Source organism: Enterobacter sp. RHBSTW-01064, assembly GCF_014103035.1.
GTDB classification, from domain to species: Bacteria; Pseudomonadota; Gammaproteobacteria; order Enterobacterales; family Enterobacteriaceae; genus Enterobacter; species Enterobacter mori.
This window is the reverse complement of sequence record NZ_JABXOU010000006.1, coordinates 216746-236098: the sequence shown is the minus strand read 5'-3', so window position 1 is coordinate 236098 and position 19353 is coordinate 216746. Positions and strand designations below refer to the sequence as shown.

Sequence of the window (19353 nt, the reverse complement as noted above, 5' to 3'; positions counted from 1 at the left end):
TTTTTAATGCGTTAACTGCGGGATTACTCCTGCAGATCGCCGCAGAAACGGTACCCTTCGCCGTGGATCGTGGCGATGATTTCCGGCGTATCTGGCGTAGATTCGAAATGCTTACGAATACGACGGATGGTCACGTCTACGGTACGGTCATGCGGCTTCAGCTCGCGACCGGTCATTTTCTTTAGCAGTTCTGCACGGGACTGAATTTTGCCCGGGTTTTCGCAGAAGTGCAGCATCGCGCGGAATTCACTGCGCGGCAGTTTATACTGCTCACCGTTCGGGCTGATCAGTGAACGGCTATTGATATCAAGTTCCCAGCCGTTGAATTTGTAGCTGTCTACGCTACGACGCTCTTCGCTGACCGTTCCCAGGTTCATGGTGCGGGACAGCAGGTTGCGCGCACGAATGGTTAACTCGCGTGGGTTAAACGGTTTGGTGATGTAGTCATCCGCACCGATTTCCAGGCCAAGAATTTTATCAACTTCGTTGTCACGGCCTGTCAGGAACATTAACGCGACGTTCGCCTGTTCACGCAGTTCGCGTGCCAGAAGAAGGCCGTTTTTGCCTGGCAGGTTAATGTCCATAATGACCAGGTTGATATCATTTTCAGAAAGGATCTGATGCATCTCTGCGCCATCGGTCGCTTCAAAGACATCGTAGCCTTCTGCTTCGAAAATGCTCTTTAACGTGTTGCGTGTTACCAACTCGTCTTCAACGATAAGAATGTGCGGGGTCTGCATGTTTGCTACCTAAATTGCCAACTAAATCGAAACAGGAAGTACAAAAGTCCCTGACCTGCCTGATGCATGTCGCAAATTAACATGATCGGCTTAACGTGACTAAAGTACGTAATTGCGTTCTTGATGCACTTTCCATCAACGTCAACAACATCATTAGCTTGGTCTTGGGTACTTTCCCTTTGGACCCGACAGTGTCAAAAACGGCTGTCATCCTAACCATTTTAACAGCAACATAACAGGCTAAGTGACACCGGACACCCAATAAAACTACGCTTCGTTGACATATATCAAGTTCAATTGTAGCACGTTAACAGTTTGATGAAATCATCGTATCCGAATGCTAGCCTTTGTCACAAATTTTCAATAAACCAACTAGTTGCGGACATTGATTGATAAACAATACGAATCCAATTAAGAATAGGCATTCACACAGTCATTATCATTATAAAACATAGGGATAATATCTGTCTGTTAACATTCTAACTGATTGTTCAGCCACAAAATAGTTTAGCGTTTTTAATTTGTTATGAAACGCTATTTCGGTGATTTGTGTTGCAATTTTGTAAATTCGTGCTGCGTAATATGTTGAGCCGCATCACATTTTTACCCGCTAACTGCTTAAAAAGAGAGCATAAATGCATCTGTCGATTGTGCTGGTGGCCCCAGCAAGACCCGAAAACATAGGCGCTGCGGCGCGTGCCATGAAGACCATGGGTTTTACCGATTTACGTATTGTGGACAGCGCCGCGCACCTGGAGCCTGCGGCACGTTGGGTCGCGCACGGTTCGGGAGATATTCTCGATAATATAACCACTTACGCTACGCTTGCCGACGCGCTTCACGATATCTCCTTTACCGTTGCGACCACGGCGCGCAGCCGGGCGAAGTTCCATTACTACGCCACGCCCGCGGAGCTGGTGCCGATGCTGGAAGAGAAAAGCCAGTGGCTGGAGAAAGCCGCGCTGGTGTTTGGGCGTGAAGATTCCGGGCTGACCAATGAAGAGCTGGAACTGGCGGATGTGCTGACAGGCGCGCCGATGGTTGCAGATTATCCTTCTCTCAATTTAGGCCAGGCGGTGATGGTCTATTGCTATCAATTAGCATCCTTAATACAAATTCCGCAGCCGCCTGTTACAGGCACCGATGAAAACCAGCTGTCTGCACTTCGCGCGCGCGTGGAAAACCTGCTCATGCAGCTGGGTGTGGCTGACGATCAAAAAATGGTCGACTGGCTACAGCAGCGTTTGGGCCGTCTTGAGCAACGCGACACGGCAATGCTGCACCGTTTGCTGCACGATATTGAAAAAAAATTGGCCGAGTAAAGTGCTGTCATACATTTTTATTATGGTGTAATCATCTGATGCTAAGGGTTGCTTTTGGGGTATTCGGATGAAAATAAATCCGACGGCAGCGGGACGTGAGAGTCCTCCGAATTGTGATCAAATTAAAAATTCGTTGACTTAAGGTGCCCGATCCTTTAACCCTAAAAGAATACAGCACAGACAGATAATAATGACAGAGTACACAACATCCATGAAACGCATCAGCATTACCACCATTACTACAACCATCATCATTACCACAGGTAACGATGCGGGCTGACGCGTACAGGAAAAACAAAAAAAAGCCCGCACCTAGACAGTGCGGGCTTTTTTTTCGGCTAAAGGAAACGAGGTAGAACCATGCGAGTGTTGAAGTTCGGCGGTACATCAGTGGCAAATGCAGAACGTTTTCTGCGTGTTGCCGATATCCTGGAAAGCAACGCCAGGCAGGGGCAGGTTGCGACCGTGCTCTCTGCCCCGGCAAAAATCACGAACCATCTGGTGGCGATGATTGAAAAAACCATCGGTGGCCAGGATGCACTCCCGAACATCAGTGACGCAGAGCGTATCTTCGCTGACCTACTGCAAGGGCTGGCAGAGGCGCTGCCCGGCTTCCCGCACGCTCAGCTGAAGTCCTTCGTTGAGCAGGAATTCGCGCAAATCAAACACGTCCTGCACGGCATCAGCCTTCTCGGCCAGTGCCCGGACAGCATCAACGCGGCGCTGATCTGCCGGGGCGAAAAACTCTCAATCGCCATCATGGCGGGCGTGCTGGAAGCGCGCGGCCATAGCGTGACCGTGATCGATCCGGTTGAAAAATTGCTGGCGGTGGGCCACTACCTCGAATCTACCGTTGATATTGCCGAATCAACCCGCCGTATCGCCGCGAGCAAAATTCCCGCTGACCACATGATTCTGATGGCAGGCTTCACCGCCGGTAACGAGAAGGGCGAGCTGGTGGTGCTGGGCCGTAACGGCTCCGACTACTCCGCCGCCGTGCTGGCCGCCTGTTTACGCGCGGACTGTTGTGAGATCTGGACTGACGTCGACGGCGTGTACACCTGCGACCCGCGCCAGGTTCCGGACGCCAGGCTGCTCAAGTCGATGTCGTACCAGGAAGCGATGGAGCTTTCCTACTTCGGCGCCAAAGTGCTTCACCCGCGTACCATCTCCCCGATTGCCCAGTTCCAGATCCCTTGCCTGATTAAAAACACCGGTAACCCGCAGGCGCCGGGTACGCTGATTGGCGCGAGCACCGACGAGGACGGTCTGCCGGTGAAAGGCATCTCCAACCTCAACAACATGGCGATGTTCAGCGTCTCCGGTCCGGGTATGAAAGGGATGGTCGGCATGGCGGCACGCGTGTTTGCGGCCATGTCCCGCAACGGTATCTCGGTGGTGCTGATCACCCAGTCCTCTTCTGAATACAGCATCAGCTTCTGCGTGCCGCAGGCCGACTGCCTGCGCGCCCGCCGCGCGCTGGAGGAAGAGTTCTATCTGGAGCTGAAAGAAGAGCTGCTGGAGCCGCTCTCTATTCAGGAGCGTCTGGCGATCATCTCTGTGGTCGGCGACGGCATGCGCACGCTGCGCGGTATCTCCGCCAAGTTCTTTGCCGCGCTGGCGCGCGCCAATATCAACATCGTGGCGATTGCCCAGGGCTCGTCAGAGCGTTCAATTTCGGTTGTCGTGGACAACGATGACGCCACCACCGGCGTACGCGTGGTTCACCAGATGCTGTTCAACACCGATCAGGTCATCGAGCTGTTCCTGATTGGCGTGGGCGGCGTGGGCGGCGCGCTGCTGGAGCAGGTGAAGCGTCAGCAGGAGTGGCTGAAGAAGAAACATATCGATTTGCGCGTCTGCGGGATTGCCAACTCCAGAGCGTTGCTGACCAACGTTCACGGTCTGAACCTGGAAAACTGGCAGGCCGAGATGAACGAGGCGCAAGAGCCGTTCAACCTGGGCCGCCTGATCCGTCTGGTGAAAGAGTATCACCTGCTTAACCCGGTGATCGTCGACTGTACCTCGAACCAGGCGGTTGCCGACCAGTACGCGGACTTCCTGCGCGAAGGTTTCCACGTGGTGACGCCGAACAAAAAGGCCAACACCTCGTCGATGGATTACTATCACCAGCTGCGTCTGGCGGCGAGCAAGTCGCGCCGCAAGTTCCTGTACGACACCAACGTGGGCGCGGGGCTGCCGGTTATCGAGAACCTGCAAAACCTTCTGAACGCAGGCGATGAACTGCAGCGTTTCTCCGGCATTCTCTCCGGCTCGCTGTCGTTTATTTTTGGCAAGCTGGATGAGGGGATGAGCCTCTCGGAAGCGACCCGCGCCGCGCGCGAGCTGGGCTATACCGAGCCGGATCCGCGTGACGACCTTTCCGGTATGGACGTGGCGCGCAAGCTGCTGATCCTCGCGCGTGAAACGGGCCGTGAGCTTGAGCTTTCCGATATCGTGATTGAGCCGGTCCTGCCGGCAGAATTTGACAGCAGCGGTGATGTCGCTGCCTTTATGGCCCGTTTGCCGCAGCTTGACGACGCTTTTGCCGCGCGCGTTGCGAAAGCCCGTGATGAAGGTAAGGTATTGCGCTATGTTGGCAACATTGAAGAAGATGGCGTGTGTCGGGTGAAGATTGCCGAAGTGGATGGCAACGACCCGCTGTACAAAGTCAAAAACGGCGAAAACGCCCTCGCGTTTTACAGCCACTATTATCAGCCACTGCCGCTGGTGCTTCGCGGCTATGGCGCAGGGAACGATGTTACGGCGGCGGGTGTGTTTGCCGATCTGCTGCGTACCCTGTCATGGAAGTTAGGAGTTTAACATGGTCAAAGTCTATGCCCCGGCTTCCAGCGCGAATATGAGCGTCGGATTTGACGTGCTGGGCGCGGCGGTCACGCCGGTGGATGGTTCGCTGCTGGGCGATACGGTTACGGTGGAAGCGGCGGACAGCTTCAGCCTGAATAACGTGGGCCGCTTCGCCAGCAAACTGCCGTCTGAGCCGCGCGAAAATATCGTTTATCAGTGCTGGGAACGCTTTTGTCAGGAGATCGGCAAAAACGTGCCGGTCGCCATGACGCTGGAAAAAAGCATGCCGATTGGCTCAGGCCTGGGCTCCAGCGCGTGTTCCGTGGTCGCCGCGCTGGTGGCGATGAACGAGCACTGCGGCAAGCCGCTGAACAACAGCCGTCTGCTGGGGCTGATGGGCGAGCTGGAAGGGCGCATTTCGGGCAGTATTCATTATGATAACGTGGCGCCGTGCTTCCTCGGCGGCATGCAGCTGATGATCGAAGAAAATGGCATCATCAGCCAGCAGGTGCCAGGGTTTGATGAGTGGCTGTGGGTGCTGGCCTATCCGGGCATTAAGGTCTCTACCGCGGAAGCGCGTGCGATCCTGCCTGCGCAGTATCGTCGTCAGGACTGTATCGCCCACGGGCGTCACCTGGCAGGCTTTATTCACGCCTGCTACACCCGTCAGCCGCAGCTGGCGGCGAAGCTGATGAAAGACGTCATTGCCGAGCCGTACCGTACGAAGCTGTTGCCTGGCTTTAACGAGGCGCGACAGGCATCAATGGATATCGGCGCGCAGGCGTGCGGCATCTCCGGCTCAGGCCCGACGCTGTTCGCCCTGTGCGACAAGCCAGACACCGCGCAGCGCGTGGCGGACTGGCTCTCTAAACACTACCTGCAAAATCAGGAAGGCTTTGTTCATATTTGCCGTCTGGACACGGCTGGCGCACGAGTACTGGGATAATTAATGAAACTCTACAACCTTAAAGATCATAACGAGCAGGTCAGCTTCGCGCAGGCGGTAACTCAGGGGCTGGGCAAAAATCAGGGCCTGTTTTTTCCCCATGACCTGCCGGAATTTCAGCTGACCGACATCGACGAACTGCTGAAGCAGGACTTTGTCACCCGCAGCACTAAAATTCTGTCGGCGTTTATCGGCGACGAAATCCCGCAGGAGCTGCTGGAAGAGCGCGTGCGTGCGGCGTTTGCTTTCCCGGCACCGGTGAAGCAGGTTGAGCCTGACGTTGGCTGCCTGGAGCTTTTCCACGGCCCGACGCTGGCGTTTAAAGACTTCGGTGGCCGCTTCATGGCGCAGATGCTGACCCACATCAGCGGCGACAAACCGGTGACCATCCTGACCGCGACATCCGGCGATACCGGTGCGGCGGTGGCTCACGCGTTCTACGGACTGAAAAACGTCCGCGTAGTGATCCTCTACCCGAAAGGCAAAATCAGCCCGCTGCAGGAAAAACTGTTCTGTACGCTCGGCGGCAACATTGAAACCGTGGCGATTGACGGCGATTTCGATGCCTGCCAGGCGCTGGTCAAGCAGGCCTTCGACGACGAAGAGCTGAAGGTCGCCCTGGGGCTGAACTCTGCTAACTCCATCAACATCAGCCGTCTGCTGGCGCAGATTTGCTACTACTTCGAAGCGGTGGCGCAGCTGCCGCAGGAAGCGCGCAACCAGCTGGTGATCTCCGTGCCGAGCGGTAACTTCGGTGACCTGACGGCAGGCTTGCTGGCGAAATCCCTGGGTCTGCCGGTGAAACGCTTTATCGCCGCCACCAACGCCAACGACACCGTGCCGCGCTTCCTGAAAGACGGGAAGTGGGCGCCGAACGCCACGCAGGCGACGCTCTCTAACGCAATGGATGTATCCCAGCCAAACAACTGGCCGCGCGTGGAAGAGCTGTTCCGCCGTAAGATCTGGCGTCTGGGTGACCTGGGCTACGCCGCGGTGACGGATGAAACCACCAAAGCGACCATGCGCGAGCTGAAAGCTGTGGGGTACACCTCTGAACCGCACGCGGCGATTGCTTACCGCGCGCTGCGCGATCAGCTCAATCCGGGTGAATATGGCCTGTTCCTGGGCACCGCGCATCCGGCGAAGTTCAAAGAGAGCGTGGAAGAGATCCTGGGCGAAACGCTGTCACTGCCGAAAGAGCTGGCCGAGCGTGCCGACCTGCCGCTGCTGTCTCATGAATTGCCGGCAGATTTTGCCGCGCTGCGTAAGCTGATGATGGCTCGAGCGTGATTTTTGTCGGGTGACGGCTACGCCTTACCCGACCTACAACTGATGATGACGCGTGCGTGATTGTGTTGCCCGGTGGCGGCTTCGCCTTACCGGGCCTACAACGGCGAACTCATCGTAGGCCGGGTAAGCGCAGCGCCACCCGGCTTTTTTTGTGAAGAAATTAAGGAGAAAGTAAGCAGGAAAAAAGTAGAAATTCCCAATAAATGCGGTCACTTAGCGTTTAGGATTGCAGAGAATAACATCCCCCGTTCCCCTCGCGTAATCTCCTTACATCGGCCCACGTTGGGCAACAAGAATAAGGAGTCACCTGTGTCTACACTGAAACCTGCACTCATCGCGCTTTCACTGTTGCTGGTCGCCCCCATGGCGGTTCAGGCATCTGAAATTACCCTCGTACCTGCGGTAAAACTGCAGATTGGCGACCAGGATAACAACGGGCATTACTGGGACGGCGGCCGCTGGCGCGACCACGACTGGTGGAAGGCGCATTATGACTGGCGTGATAACCACTGGCGTCCACATGATGAGCATCGTAAACATGACAATCGCCATGATGACCATCATCACGATGACCACCGCGACAATCGCGGCCCGGACTGGAAACACCATTAATGCAAAACCCCGCCTGCTGGCGGGGTTTGTTTTTACTGCTCGTGGCGCTTAAACACCAGCTCGCCTTTCCCCGACGACGCCTCGTCAAAGAAATAGCCTTCGCTGTTAAATCCGGTCAGCTGCTCCGGCTTCGTCAGGCGGTTCTGGATGATGTAGCGGCTCATCAGACCGCGCGCTTTCTTGGCGTAGAAGCTGATCACTTTGAACTTACCGTTCTTCTCGTCGAGGAACACCGGCTTGATAATCTCTGCATCCAGCTTTTTCGGTTTCACCGACTTGTAGTATTCGTCGGAGGCCAGGTTAATTACTACGTTATCGCCCTGGGCGCGCAGCGCCGCGTTCAGCTTGTCGGTAATGATATCGCCCCAGAAATGGTACAGATCTTTGCCTTTGGTGTTTTCCAGGCGGATCCCCATCTCCAGACGATACGGCTGCATCAGATCCAGCGGGCGCAGTACGCCGTACAGGCCCGACAGCATGCGCAGATGCTGCTGGGCAAAATCGAAATCGGCTTCGCTAAAATCTTCCGCCTGCAGGCCGGTATAGACATCACCTTTAAACGCCAGAATCGCCTGGCGAGCGTTAGCCGGGGTGAAATCCGGGTGCCACTCGTGAAAGCGGGTCGCGTTCAGATCGGCCAGCTTGTCGCTGATGCTCATCAGCGAGGCGATTTGCGGCGCGGAGAGTTTACGCGCTTCGCGGATCAGCTGTTGCGAGTAGTCCAGCAGTTCAGGCTGGGTATAGCGCTCGGTGGCGAGCGGGCTCTGGTAATCGAGCGTTTTTGCAGGTGAAATCAGAATCAGCATATCCAGTCCTTGCAGGAAATTTAGAGCGACTTTAGCAAAAAATCGCCCTGAATTGATCGATAGCTGTTATTGCCGCGGCAAATCATCCCAGGAGCCGGGGGCAATTTGCGCCTCAATTTCGGGGTAGCGGGTGGGATCAAACACGGGTTTAAGGCCCAGCTTGCGCTGACGCAGATAGTCCTGAGCAATGAGCGTCACCACCGGAGAAAGCAGCAAAATTGCCGTCAGGTTGGTGATCGCCATCAGCGCCATAATCACGTCCGCCAGTTGCCAGACCACCGGCATGCTGAGCAGGGCACCCGTCATTATCATGGCGATGACACACACGCGAAGCACGTTGCGCGAATGTCGCGAGTCAAGCTTCAGGAAGATCAGGTTGTTCTCCGCGTAGAGATAGTTCACCGTGATCGAACTAAAGGCAAAAAGACCCACGATCAATGAGACAAAACCGGCTCCCCAGCCACCCACAAGATTGACCAGCGCCTGCTGAACCAGCTGTATCCCGACGGTGCCAGAGGGATGGGGAAGGGGCCCCGACAGCAGAATGATCATCGCGCTGGCGGAGCAGATAATAATGGTGTCCGTGAACACACCAATCATCTGCACAATGCCCTGCGCCGCAGGATGGGGAGGCCAGGACGCCGCCGCAGCAGCTGCGTTGGGCGTTGAACCCATACCGGCTTCGTTCGAGAACATGCCCCGCTGAAACCCTGCCGTGAGTGCCTGACTGACGGTATAACCCAGCGCGCCCGAGGCCGCTTCGCGCCAGCCGAACGCGCTCTTAAAGATAGCGGCGATGACGTCCGGAAACTGATCGATGTGCAGTACGGTAACGAACAGACTGGCGGCTACCCACATGAGGGCCATAACCGGAACCAGCCACTGCATCAGGCGGGCCACGCCTTTGAGACCGGCATATATCGTCAGCAGGGTGAGAAGCGCTAAAACAGCACCGGTTATCCATTCCGGGCAGGCAAAGGCATATCGCATGGCATGCGCCACGGAGTTTGCCTGGACGGTGTTAAAAATCAGGCCATAGGCGATGAGTAAGAAGAGCGAAAACAGGACGCCCATCCAGCGCATCCCCAGTCCACGGGCCATATACCAGGCCGGACCGCCGCGAAACTGACCGTTTTTGTCTTTCTCTTTATAGAGTTGAGCGAGCGAGCATTCAGCGAACGAGGTCGCCATGCCGATAATCGCCGTGGCCCACATCCAGAATACAGCGCCAGGCCCCCCCGCACTGATGGCCAGCGCAACGCCCGCCAGATTACCGCTGCCGACCCGCGCGGCGAGACTGGTGCAGAGTGCCTGAAATGAGGTTAATCCGCCCGGCTGCGGGGTGAGGCTATTTTTCAGACTTCTGCCAAATTTGCGAATATAACGAAACTGGATAAAACCACTGCGCAGCGTGAACCAAATACCTGCTCCCAGGAGCAGATATATCATTATCGAACCCCAGAGAATTTCGTTAATAAAGAACAGGAAATCAGGCATTAACGTCCCTCTTGTTGATGCCAAAGTGAATATGTAAGCGCTACCACTGATTGGACATGCTGTTGATTAGCAGCCTGTTAATATTCTCAGTTTATCATACTCTGCCTAAGCGCACTGTCTGCGGTTGCGCTGCCTCTCACTCGTGTTATCATCAGGGCAGACCGGTTACATCCCCCTAACAAGTAAACCTGTCATTTTTCCGCTGCAGGCATGCTGTCGGTAGCGTGAATTATCCAGGGCACGTTAAAAGAGAAACACTATCATGACGGATAAATTGACCTCCCTTCGTCAGTTCACCACTGTCGTAGCTGACACCGGAGATATCGCGGCAATGAAGCTGTACCAGCCGCAGGATGCCACAACCAACCCTTCTCTGATCCTTAACGCCGCACAGATCCCTGAGTATCGCAAACTGATTGACGACGCAGTGACCTGGGCGAAAGCACAGAGCAGCGACCGCGCGCAGCAGGTTGTGGACGCTACCGACAAGCTGGCAGTGAACATCGGTCTGGAAATCCTGAAACTGGTTCCTGGCCGAATCTCTACCGAAGTGGATGCACGTCTCTCCTACGACACCGAAGCGTCTATCGCGAAAGCGAAACGTCTGATCAAAATGTACAACGATGCTGGCATCAGCAACGACCGTATCCTGATCAAACTGGCTTCTACCTGGCAGGGCATCCGCGCTGCAGAGCAGCTGGAAAAAGACGGTATCAACTGTAACCTGACCCTGCTGTTCTCCTTCGCGCAGGCGCGTGCATGTGCAGAAGCGGGCGTATACCTGATTTCTCCGTTCGTGGGCCGTATTCTGGACTGGTACAAAGCCAACACCGACAAGAAAGAGTACGCACCGGCTGAAGATCCAGGCGTGGTTTCTGTTACTGAAATCTACGAATACTACAAACAGCACGGCTATGAGACCGTGGTTATGGGCGCAAGCTTCCGTAACGTCGGTGAAATCATCGAGCTGGCTGGCTGTGACCGCCTGACCATCGCCCCTGCGCTGCTGAAAGAGCTGGCAGAGAGCGAAGGCGCGCTTGAGCGTAAACTGTCCTACACCGGTGAAGTGAAAGCACGCCCAGAGCGCATCACGGAATCCGAGTTCCTGTGGCAGCACAACCAGGATCCAATGGCAGTAGACAAACTGGCGGACGGTATCCGTAAGTTTGCTGTTGACCAGGGCAAACTGGAAAAAATGATCGGCGACCTGCTGTAATCATTCCGCGTGACCGGGCTCCCGGTCACGCCTCTTACCCCCGCCTCTGTCTGAATTTCCTCTCTGCGTGTATCATTCCCTTTAATCAGTACTTTTTGAATGGAATGGATATGAATACCTTACGCATCGGCCTGGTGTCGATTTCTGACCGCGCCTCCAGCGGTGTTTATCAGGATAAAGGCATCCCTGCTCTTGAAGAGTGGCTGGGCAGCGCGCTGACCACCCCGTTTGAGATCCAGACTCGCCTGATCCCGGACGAGCAGCCGATCATCGAGCAGACCCTGTGTGAGCTGGTGGATGAGATGAGCTGTCATTTTGTTCTGACGACGGGCGGAACCGGCCCCGCGCGGCGCGACGTGACGCCGGACGCGACGCTGGCGGTTGCCGATCGCGAAATGCCGGGCTTCGGTGAACAGATGCGGCAGATCAGTCTACACTTTGTTCCGACGGCCATTCTTTCCCGCCAGGTGGGGGTGATCCGCAAGCAGGCGTTGATCCTGAACCTGCCGGGCCAGCCGAAGTCGATCAAAGAGACGCTGGAAGGGCTGAAAGCAGAAGATGGCAGCGTCATTGTGCACGGTATCTTTGCAAGTGTACCGTATTGTATACAGCTGCTTGACGGCCCCTATGTGGAAACCGATGAAAAAGTGGTAGCAGCTTTTCGTCCTAAAAGCGCTCGCCGCGAAACAATCTCCTGAAAATAACGAAAGTGTGACATTAGCGTCAGCCGCAGTAGCGTGTAAACGGATTTACGATATAGTAATTTTTTCTTTACGATCACTGTAAAAATAAATCCACAACACACGCATAATGGTTCGCTATGTCACATAACACCCGACCTCTGAATCGACAGGACTACAAAACCCTCACGCTCGCGGCCTTAGGTGGCGCGCTGGAATTTTACGATTTCATCATCTTTGTCTTCTTCGCCGCCGTGGTGGGGGAGCTCTTCTTCCCGGCGGATATCCCGGAATGGCTGCGTCAGGTGCAAACCTTCGGCATTTTTGCCGCCGGGTATCTGGCGCGTCCGCTGGGTGGCATTGTGATGGCGCACTTTGGCGATCTGGTCGGGCGTAAGAAGATGTTTACCCTCAGTATCCTGCTGATGGCTGTGCCGACGCTGGCAATCGGTCTGCTGCCCACCTATGCCTCGATGGGTATCCTTGCGCCGTTGCTGCTATTGCTGATGCGTATTCTCCAGGGGGCGGCCATCGGTGGTGAAGTTCCAGGCGCGTGGGTATTTGTGTCCGAGCATGTGCCTGCCCGTCGCATTGGGATCGCCTGTGGAACCTTAACCGCGGGGCTCACCGTCGGGATCTTACTGGGGTCGGTGGTGGCGACGATTGTGAATACCAGCATGACGCAACAGGCCGTTCATGAGTGGGGCTGGCGTCTTCCGTTCCTGCTGGGCGGGGCGTTTGGTCTGGTGGCGATGTACCTGCGCCGCTGGCTGCAGGAGACGCCCATTTTCCTCGAGATGCAGCAGCGCAAGGCGCTGGCGGATGAGCTGCCGGTGAAGGCGGTTGTGGTACGCCATAAAAAAGCGGTAGTGGTGTCGATGCTTCTTACCTGGTTGCTTTCGGCGGGTATTGTCGTGGTGATATTAATGTCGCCGGTTTGGCTGCAGAAACAGTATGGATTCGCCCCGGCGGTGACGCTGCAGGCAAACAGTATCGCGACCATTATGCTCTGCTTTGGCTGTCTTGCCGCCGGGCTGGCGGCGGATCGGTTTGGGGCCAGCGTTACCTTTATCGTCGGCAGCCTGTTGCTGGCCGCGTCGAGCTGGGCATTTTACCATCTGGCGGGCAGCCATCCTGAACAGCTGTTCCTGCTGTACGGCGTGGTAGGGCTGTGCGTGGGCGTCGTGGGTGCAGTGCCTTACGTGATGGTGCGAGCCTTCCCGCCGGAAGTCCGTTTCAGCGGTATCTCTTTCTCTTACAACGTGTCGTATGCCATTTTCGGTGGACTGACGCCGATTGCGGTGACGGTATTGATGGGCGTGTCTCCCATGGCTCCGGCCTGGTACGTGCTGGCGCTCTCGCTGATGGGGCTGGGATTAGGGATTTGGCTGAGGCAGACGCGGGGATGTCGTGCCCGCGAGGCGGGCACGACAGAGGGATCAGTGTTTTTCACCAATCGGTAGAATGGTGCGGCCGAACTGTTCGTTCAGCACTTCGCCCATTGCCAGGTAGATAGCGCTTGCGCCGCACACTAGGCCAATCCAGCCCGCAACGTGTACGATGCCTTCGTTATCCACCAGGTGGCCGATGGCCAGCAGGGCGAACAGCACGGTCAGGCTCAGGAAGACGAACTGAAGCGCGCGGTTACCTTTCAGGGTGCCGAAGAACATGAACAGGGTGAATACGCCCCACAGACCCAGGTAAACGCCCAGGAAATGCGCGTTTGCCGCGTCTGCCAGGCCCATTTTAGGCAGCAGCAGAATGGCAACCAGCGTCAGCCAGAAAGAGCCGTAAGAGGTAAAGGCGGTTAAGCCGAAGGTGTTGCCTTTCTTATATTCCAGCAGGCCCGCGAAGATTTGCGCGATACCGCCGTAAAAAATGCCCATCGCCAGAATAATGCCATCCATCGGGAACATCCCGATGTTGTGCAGGTTCAGCAGGATAGTGGTCATGCCAAAACCCATCAGGCCCAGCGGAGCCGGATTAGCCAACTTAGTGTTGCCCATAAGTCCTCAAAAAAATCATCATTTATATGGTGAAATGGTTAAACCCGCGTCAGTTCTCCCTGACTGGGCGCGGCATCATAATGGGTGCGAGATGCTGCGTCTATGATCTGGATAAGGTGAAATAAAAAATTTTACCTGGTAAGTAGGTAAAACAATTTCTCAAGTTATTTCTTACGATTTTTGAGCGTATGTTAAAAACCTTTGCCTCCTAACCAGACAGGACGTCATGATGGTCCGAAATCTGTTCATGTGTTTGTTAAAGCTGGGGTCGGCATTATAAAATCATCAGGCTTTCGTTAGTAAGCGACGAATGCTTGATTAGTGGGGTAAGCAGAAAAATGAATACTTGCGGAGGGAATACCTCCGCGTATGCTTAAATATTTAGGGAAGGGGGAGTTTTTTATCTGACTGACAGCGCTCGAGTGGGAGTACCTTTGAACTGTATATTTGAGTGATTTTTTTCTCTTTGGTGTTCACATCAACCCTGATACAGGCACATCCATATCCGTAATTTCCATTGGTTCTAACATATTGATCATCAGGAAAATCTTTTAGATCTTCTACTCCTGATGAAGAATAACCACCTTGCAAAGAAATATCCCATGTACCTTCTCGATCGGTGAGCCACAGATTGGCTGGACTGGGATTTTGTAACCAACCGCATCTCAGTTCACTGGCAAATGTGTATCCGCTTAAAATTATTAACACTAATGGAATGTATTTCCTCATTGCCATTCTCCCGCATCCATTTTGCTTAAAAAATCATCTGCAAAGCCTTTGATTTGTTCTGCATGATCAAGACCATTGATACATCGTCTTGCGTGATAAAAATCAGTGCTCGTGGTACTGACATAATCGGTTAATTTTTTACCAGTGAACACTCCATTCTTGAAACCATCGATAAGAATAAACAGTGCAATACGTGGATCTAAGGTTTTGTCTGGATCAGTAACTAGATCAACCCCTAATTTCTCGGAATAAGCTCGGTAGTTATAATCCCATGTGATTTGGACAAATCCACGGCCATAATACGGATAATACCTGTAGTGGGTTTGTCTGAAATCATCCGTTGAAGTGTGGCCTGCCCAATCCCCTTCTCTGACTGGTCTGAAAGTATCTCCTGTCTCGCGCTTGACCGTGGCTAGAATATAAGCAACTTGGGTGTTGAGAGAAAAACCTTGTTTCCTACTTTCTGCAACAATGGCTCTGATCGTGCTTTCTCTTGTTGAGAAATCATATTCATCAGCTTTTATTGCATCAAGGAACACCACCGGATGCATATGCCATAGAGCCTCACTGCTACGGATCTCTGGTACGTCCCTCATCCACACCAGTTTATTGATGAAGTCACAGTTGAATAGCGCCAGATCAGGATATTTCTTCGCCTGTTCATCAAGCGCTGCCTGCCAAAGAGCTGATGTACCATCTTTAAGCCATTCGCTGTGATGCTTCACCACCAGGCGTTGCACCTGATACTGGATATGTGGCTGACGGTTGTGCAGAAAACGCCACAGTTCACCAGCGTCGATTACACCATCCTGGTTTGAATCCATCTGCTTTAGCAACTTCTGATACTTTTCGGTGTAGCTGGAGGAATACATATCCCGTGTTTCGCCCCTGGCTAATTCTTCAAGTCGTCCGAACGCTTGTCGTAGCCAGCTTTCTTTTGGGGTCTGGAAAATACTTTGTGGGGAGTCCTCCTGTTCCAGAGCTATAAATCCCCGTTTTTCAAGATCAAATTGATTTGCTCTCTGCACATCTTCCACCGCCACCCATGCCAGTTCGTCGGGAATGTAATACCAAGTTTTTCCGTCGACCTCCAGTCGGCGGCACTGAGTTTCGGGAGTGTAACGCTCTGCTGTTGTTGGCGAAGGGTCACCGCCTACACCAGCCATGACAAAGGAATTATCTCTCTCACGATGCTGCCAGCGCATTTTATCCGCCAGAGTGTGCAGTTCTGCGACCCCTTTTGTCACGCCAGCCTTATTTGTTAGAAAATCCTTCATTCGTGCATCCTGGCTGAATACTTCCAGATGAGAGAAATACTGAGGATTGCCATACGCTTGTTCGTTCAGGCTAAGGTGACCTATAACATCCCCGGCCTCAACCGAAAGTGCATCTTCCCCGGATACCGTCACGACCTGATTGAATACGCCATGTTTACGGGCTTCCTGCATCCATGCTGGTAATGTAATGTCTTGCCTCTTAACAAACTTATCCAACCCAGAAATCCAGCCAGACTCTCCGACAGATAATCCGGTTTTAGCTCCTTCGGGGACTGACACAACAGTAATGAAAATGAATGGAGCCGGTTTGCCGTTAAGAATAAAAGTCGCCTCTTGTTCAATCTCTACGACTGAACCGCGCGGTAATGTAGTATGCGTGTCCCGTGGAGCTTCATAGTGATGCAATGCATCGCGGGGGACGCTAATCCCCTGGGACATTCCGTTACGCATCCAGCCCGAAAATGTGTTGTCCTGACGGATTTTCAATGCTCTGGCGGTCACGGTGGCCGTCAGTGTGTCCGTAACCCCGTACTCAGAAAGTGGAGCTATTTGCATCCACAGCGTATAGAAATCCAGTGAGTTATCGGGTTTGTCTTTATCAGGGGAGCAGGTTGACTTGATGAGAACAAAGGTAGTGCTGAATTTCAGCATCTTCTTTTTGAACTGAGCGGTCTGGTAATTATCATTTAATCGCCACGCAACCACCTGACCATCAGTCATGCATTTCAGACCGTGGCTGCCGGGCTTGAATACAGCATTAGCCGCAAAACTGTCATAAATATGGATTCCACCATGCCAGTGTTCGGCCTTCTTCATCAACCAGTGAGTATCTCCCTCACTGCCCTGTAAGGCCTCCATGAACTCTGTTGCTGAACGATAGCCATCAATAGGCAATACCATTTTCATCCTTCTATCCCTAGGTTTATGATGGTTATTTACTCATAATACACCGCTTAAGACATAACCCAAACTTTCGTAAGTGAACAAATTTATTGCAAAATGAAGCATCAAAATCAAAGATATCTCACCGTATTTTATGCTTCGCTGAATATCGTCATGAGCTTCACTCCCCGCCCAGGTTAACTATCTGTGGAAAACATCTATGTTATCGTGTCAGATTGATTAAGTTGTTTTTCCCCGCTCGTAAATGCAGCGCTCGATCTTGACCAGATATGTATGGAGCATTTTTGGAAGTGGTTGTCGTAGTTGCATAAACAATTGTTCGTTTTGCGATGCCAGTGAAAATTCTGTCAAATTAGCGTCAACATAGGCGCAATCGATGCCGTCTATGATCTCATCAGGGGGAAATTAAAATTTTTTTTATACGTCCCCCTTGATGGATGCCGTTGCGACCCCATCTTGTAAGCAACCGCAGTGTGTGGACCTGAAAAAAATCAAATCTGGGCAGTTGAAAAAGCACGTTCTGCCCTTATTACAGGTACACAACCACATGTTGACTGAATTTTTAGTGGAGACGTTTAGATGGGTAAAATTATTGGTATCGACCTGGGTACTACCAACTCTTGTGTAGCGATTATGGATGGCACTACTGCACGTGTGCTGGAGAACGCCGAGGGCGATCGCACCACGCCTTCTATCATTGCTTATACCCAGGATGGTGAAACTCTGGTTGGTCAGCCGGCTAAACGTCAGGCAGTGACAAACCCGCAAAACACCCTGTTTGCGATCAAACGCCTGATTGGCCGCCGCTTCCAGGACGAAGAAGTTCAGCGTGACGTTTCCATCATGCCTTACAAAATCATCGCGGCAGATAACGGCGATGCATGGCTTGATGTGAAAGGCACCAAAACGGCACCACCGCAGATTTCTGCTGAAGTGCTGAAGAAAATGAAGAAAACCGCTGAAGATTACCTGGGTGAGCCGGTAACTGAAGCTGTTATCACCGTACCTGCTTACTTCAACGATGCTCAGCGTCAGGCAACCAAAGATGCTGGCCGTATCGCAGGTCTGGAAGTGAAACGTATCATCAACGAACCAACCGCTGCTGCACTGGCTTACGGTCTGGATAAAGAAGTTGGCAACCGCACTATCGCGGTTTACGACTTGGGTGGTGGTACCTTCGATATCTCTATTATCGAAATCGACGAAGTTGACGGCGAAAAAACCTTCGAAGTTCTGGCTACCAACGGTGATACCCACCTGGGTGGTGAAGACTTCGATACCCGTCTGATCAACTACCTCGTTGACGAGTTCAAGAAAGATCAGGGCATTGACCTGCGTAACGACCCGCTGGCAATGCAGCGCCTGAAAGAAGCCGCTGAGAAAGCGAAGATCGAGCTGTCTTCCGCTCAGCAGACCGACGTGAACCTGCCGTACATCACTGCAGACGCGACCGGTCCTAAGCACATGAACATCAAAGTGACCCGTGCGAAACTGGAAAGCCTGGTAGAAGACCTGGTGAACCGTTCCATCGAGCCGCTGAAAGTTGCACTGCAGGACGCTGGCCTGTCCGTGTCTGACATTCAGGACGTTATCCTGGTGGGTGGTCAGACCCGTATGCCAATGGTTCAGAAGAAAGTGGCTGAGTTCTTTGGTAAAGAGCCACGTAAAGACGTTAACCCGGACGAAGCGGTCGCAATCGGTGCTGCGGTTCAGGGTGGCGTACTGACCGGTGAAGTGAAAGACGTACTGCTGCTGGACGTTACCCCACTGTCTCTGGGTATCGAAACCATGGGCGGTGTGATGACTGCGCTCATCAACAAAAACACCACCATCCCGACGAAACACAGCCAGGTGTTCTCTACCGCTGAAGACAACCAGTCTGCGGTAACCATCCATGTGATTCAGGGTGAGCGTAAGCGTGCGGCGGATAACAAATCTCTGGGTCAGTTCAACCTGGACGGTATCAACCCGGCACCGCGCGGCATGCCGCAGATCGAAGTCACCTTCGACATCGATGCTGACGGTATCCTGCACGTGTCTGCGAAAGACAAAAACAGCGGTAAAGAGCAGAAGATCACCATCAAGGCATCTTCTGGCCTGAACGAAGCGGAAATCGAAAAAATGGTTCGTGATGCCGAAGCTAACGCGGAATCAGACCGTAAATTCGAAGAGCTGGTTCAGACCCGCAACCAGGGTGACCATCTGCTGCACAGCACCCGTAAGCAGGTTGAAGAAGCAGGCGATAAACTGCCAGCGGAAGACAAGACTGCTATCGAAGCTGCACTGACTGCGCTGGAAACCTCACTGAAAGGTGAAGATAAAGCGGATATTGAAGCGAAGATGCAGGAGCTGGCGCAGGCTTCCCAGAAGCTGATGGAAATCGCTCAGCAGCAGCACGCTCAACAGCAGGCGGGCGCTGATGCATCTGCGAACAACGCGAAAGACGACGACGTTGTCGACGCTGAGTTCGAAGAAGTGAAAGACAAAAAATAATCGCCCTTTGAACGGGTAATTACTGGCA

General features: G+C 53.4%; 17 protein-coding genes and 1 other annotated feature. Of the genes, 11 read left to right on the top strand and 6 right to left on the bottom strand.

What is annotated here, in order from left to right:
* Nucleotides 1-23: 23 nt before the first annotated feature.
* Nucleotides 24-740 (bottom strand): two-component system response regulator ArcA, encoded by a 717-nt coding sequence (gene arcA, locus HV355_RS18495; RefSeq protein ID WP_003856501.1) that lies wholly within the window; start codon nucleotides 738-740, stop codon nucleotides 24-26.
* A 95-nt stretch (nucleotides 741-835) separates the two neighbouring features.
* On the opposite strand from arcA, the gene yjjY reads away from it, so the two are divergent.
* The 7 genes from yjjY to HV355_RS18460 all read left to right on the top strand — a co-directional run bounded on the left by yjjY (nucleotide 836) and on the right by HV355_RS18460 (nucleotide 7718).
* On the top strand, nucleotides 836-976 hold the full coding sequence (gene yjjY / locus HV355_RS18490; RefSeq protein ID WP_085928893.1) for a protein YjjY: 141 nt from the start codon (nucleotides 836-838) through the stop codon (nucleotides 974-976).
* A 399-nt stretch (nucleotides 977-1375) separates the two neighbouring features.
* Entirely contained in the window at nucleotides 1376-2062 is a 687-nt protein-coding gene (locus tag HV355_RS18485) for a tRNA/rRNA methyltransferase (RefSeq protein WP_120159190.1), read from the top strand.
* Between the two features lie 211 nt (nucleotides 2063-2273).
* Entirely contained in the window at nucleotides 2274-2342 is a 69-nt protein-coding gene (gene thrL, locus HV355_RS18480) for a thr operon leader peptide (RefSeq protein WP_015572623.1), read from the top strand.
* Nucleotides 2281-2398: a sequence feature (Thr leader region), on the top strand. (Overlaps the previous gene by 62 nt.)
* Before the next feature lie 24 nt (nucleotides 2399-2422).
* Nucleotides 2423-4885, top strand: a complete 2463-nt coding sequence (thrA, locus tag HV355_RS18475) for a bifunctional aspartate kinase/homoserine dehydrogenase I (protein WP_182402935.1) — start codon at nucleotides 2423-2425, stop codon at nucleotides 4883-4885.
* A 1-nt stretch (nucleotide 4886) separates the two neighbouring features.
* A complete protein-coding gene (gene thrB / locus HV355_RS18470) occupies nucleotides 4887-5816 on the top strand; it encodes a homoserine kinase (protein WP_010427087.1) in 930 nt (309 codons plus the stop codon).
* A 3-nt stretch (nucleotides 5817-5819) separates the two neighbouring features.
* A complete protein-coding gene (thrC, locus tag HV355_RS18465; RefSeq protein WP_182402933.1) occupies nucleotides 5820-7106 on the top strand; it encodes a threonine synthase in 1287 nt (428 codons plus the stop codon).
* A 309-nt stretch (nucleotides 7107-7415) separates the two neighbouring features.
* Nucleotides 7416-7718, top strand: a complete 303-nt coding sequence (locus HV355_RS18460) for a DUF2502 domain-containing protein (protein ID WP_182402932.1) — start codon at nucleotides 7416-7418, stop codon at nucleotides 7716-7718.
* 32 nt (nucleotides 7719-7750) lie between these two features.
* On the opposite strand, the gene yaaA is transcribed toward HV355_RS18460, so the two are convergent.
* Both yaaA and HV355_RS18450 read right to left on the bottom strand, forming a co-directional pair.
* Complete coding sequence (gene yaaA, locus HV355_RS18455) at nucleotides 7751-8524, bottom strand: peroxide stress protein YaaA (protein ID WP_042716545.1); 774 nt, start codon at nucleotides 8522-8524, stop codon at nucleotides 7751-7753.
* A gap of 66 nt (nucleotides 8525-8590) precedes the next feature.
* Nucleotides 8591-10021: a sodium:alanine symporter family protein gene (locus HV355_RS18450; protein ID WP_182402930.1), complete on the bottom strand. Its 1431-nt coding sequence runs from the start codon at nucleotides 10019-10021 to the stop codon at nucleotides 8591-8593.
* 262 nt (nucleotides 10022-10283) lie between these two features.
* On the opposite strand from HV355_RS18450, the gene tal reads away from it, so the two are divergent.
* The 3 genes from tal to HV355_RS18435 all read left to right on the top strand — a co-directional run bounded on the left by tal (nucleotide 10284) and on the right by HV355_RS18435 (nucleotide 13380).
* Nucleotides 10284-11237, top strand: coding sequence for a transaldolase (gene tal, locus HV355_RS18445; protein ID WP_042716549.1), 954 nt, complete (start codon nucleotides 10284-10286; stop codon nucleotides 11235-11237).
* Between the two features lie 110 nt (nucleotides 11238-11347).
* Nucleotides 11348-11935, top strand: a complete 588-nt coding sequence (gene mog, locus HV355_RS18440) for a molybdopterin adenylyltransferase (protein ID WP_182402928.1) — start codon at nucleotides 11348-11350, stop codon at nucleotides 11933-11935.
* A gap of 122 nt (nucleotides 11936-12057) precedes the next feature.
* Entirely contained in the window at nucleotides 12058-13380 is a 1323-nt protein-coding gene (locus HV355_RS18435; RefSeq protein WP_042716550.1) for an MFS transporter, read from the top strand.
* On the opposite strand, the gene satP is transcribed toward HV355_RS18435, so the two are convergent.
* From satP to HV355_RS18420, 3 genes are all read right to left on the bottom strand, one after another.
* Nucleotides 13357-13923, bottom strand: a complete 567-nt coding sequence (gene satP / locus HV355_RS18430; RefSeq protein WP_010427072.1) for an acetate uptake transporter — start codon at nucleotides 13921-13923, stop codon at nucleotides 13357-13359. The genes HV355_RS18435 and satP overlap by 24 nt on opposite strands.
* 381 nt (nucleotides 13924-14304) lie before the next feature.
* Nucleotides 14305-14658: a DUF4087 domain-containing protein gene (locus tag HV355_RS18425; RefSeq protein WP_199906591.1), complete on the bottom strand. Its 354-nt coding sequence runs from the start codon at nucleotides 14656-14658 to the stop codon at nucleotides 14305-14307.
* Nucleotides 14649-16835: a hypothetical protein gene (locus HV355_RS18420; protein ID WP_182402926.1), complete on the bottom strand. Its 2187-nt coding sequence runs from the start codon at nucleotides 16833-16835 to the stop codon at nucleotides 14649-14651. The genes HV355_RS18425 and HV355_RS18420 overlap by 10 nt, the downstream gene beginning before the upstream one ends.
* Before the next feature lie 576 nt (nucleotides 16836-17411).
* Here HV355_RS18420 and dnaK point away from each other — a divergent pair.
* Nucleotides 17412-19325, top strand: a complete 1914-nt coding sequence (dnaK, locus tag HV355_RS18415) for a molecular chaperone DnaK (protein ID WP_010427070.1) — start codon at nucleotides 17412-17414, stop codon at nucleotides 19323-19325.
* Nucleotides 19326-19353 lie beyond the last annotated feature (28 nt).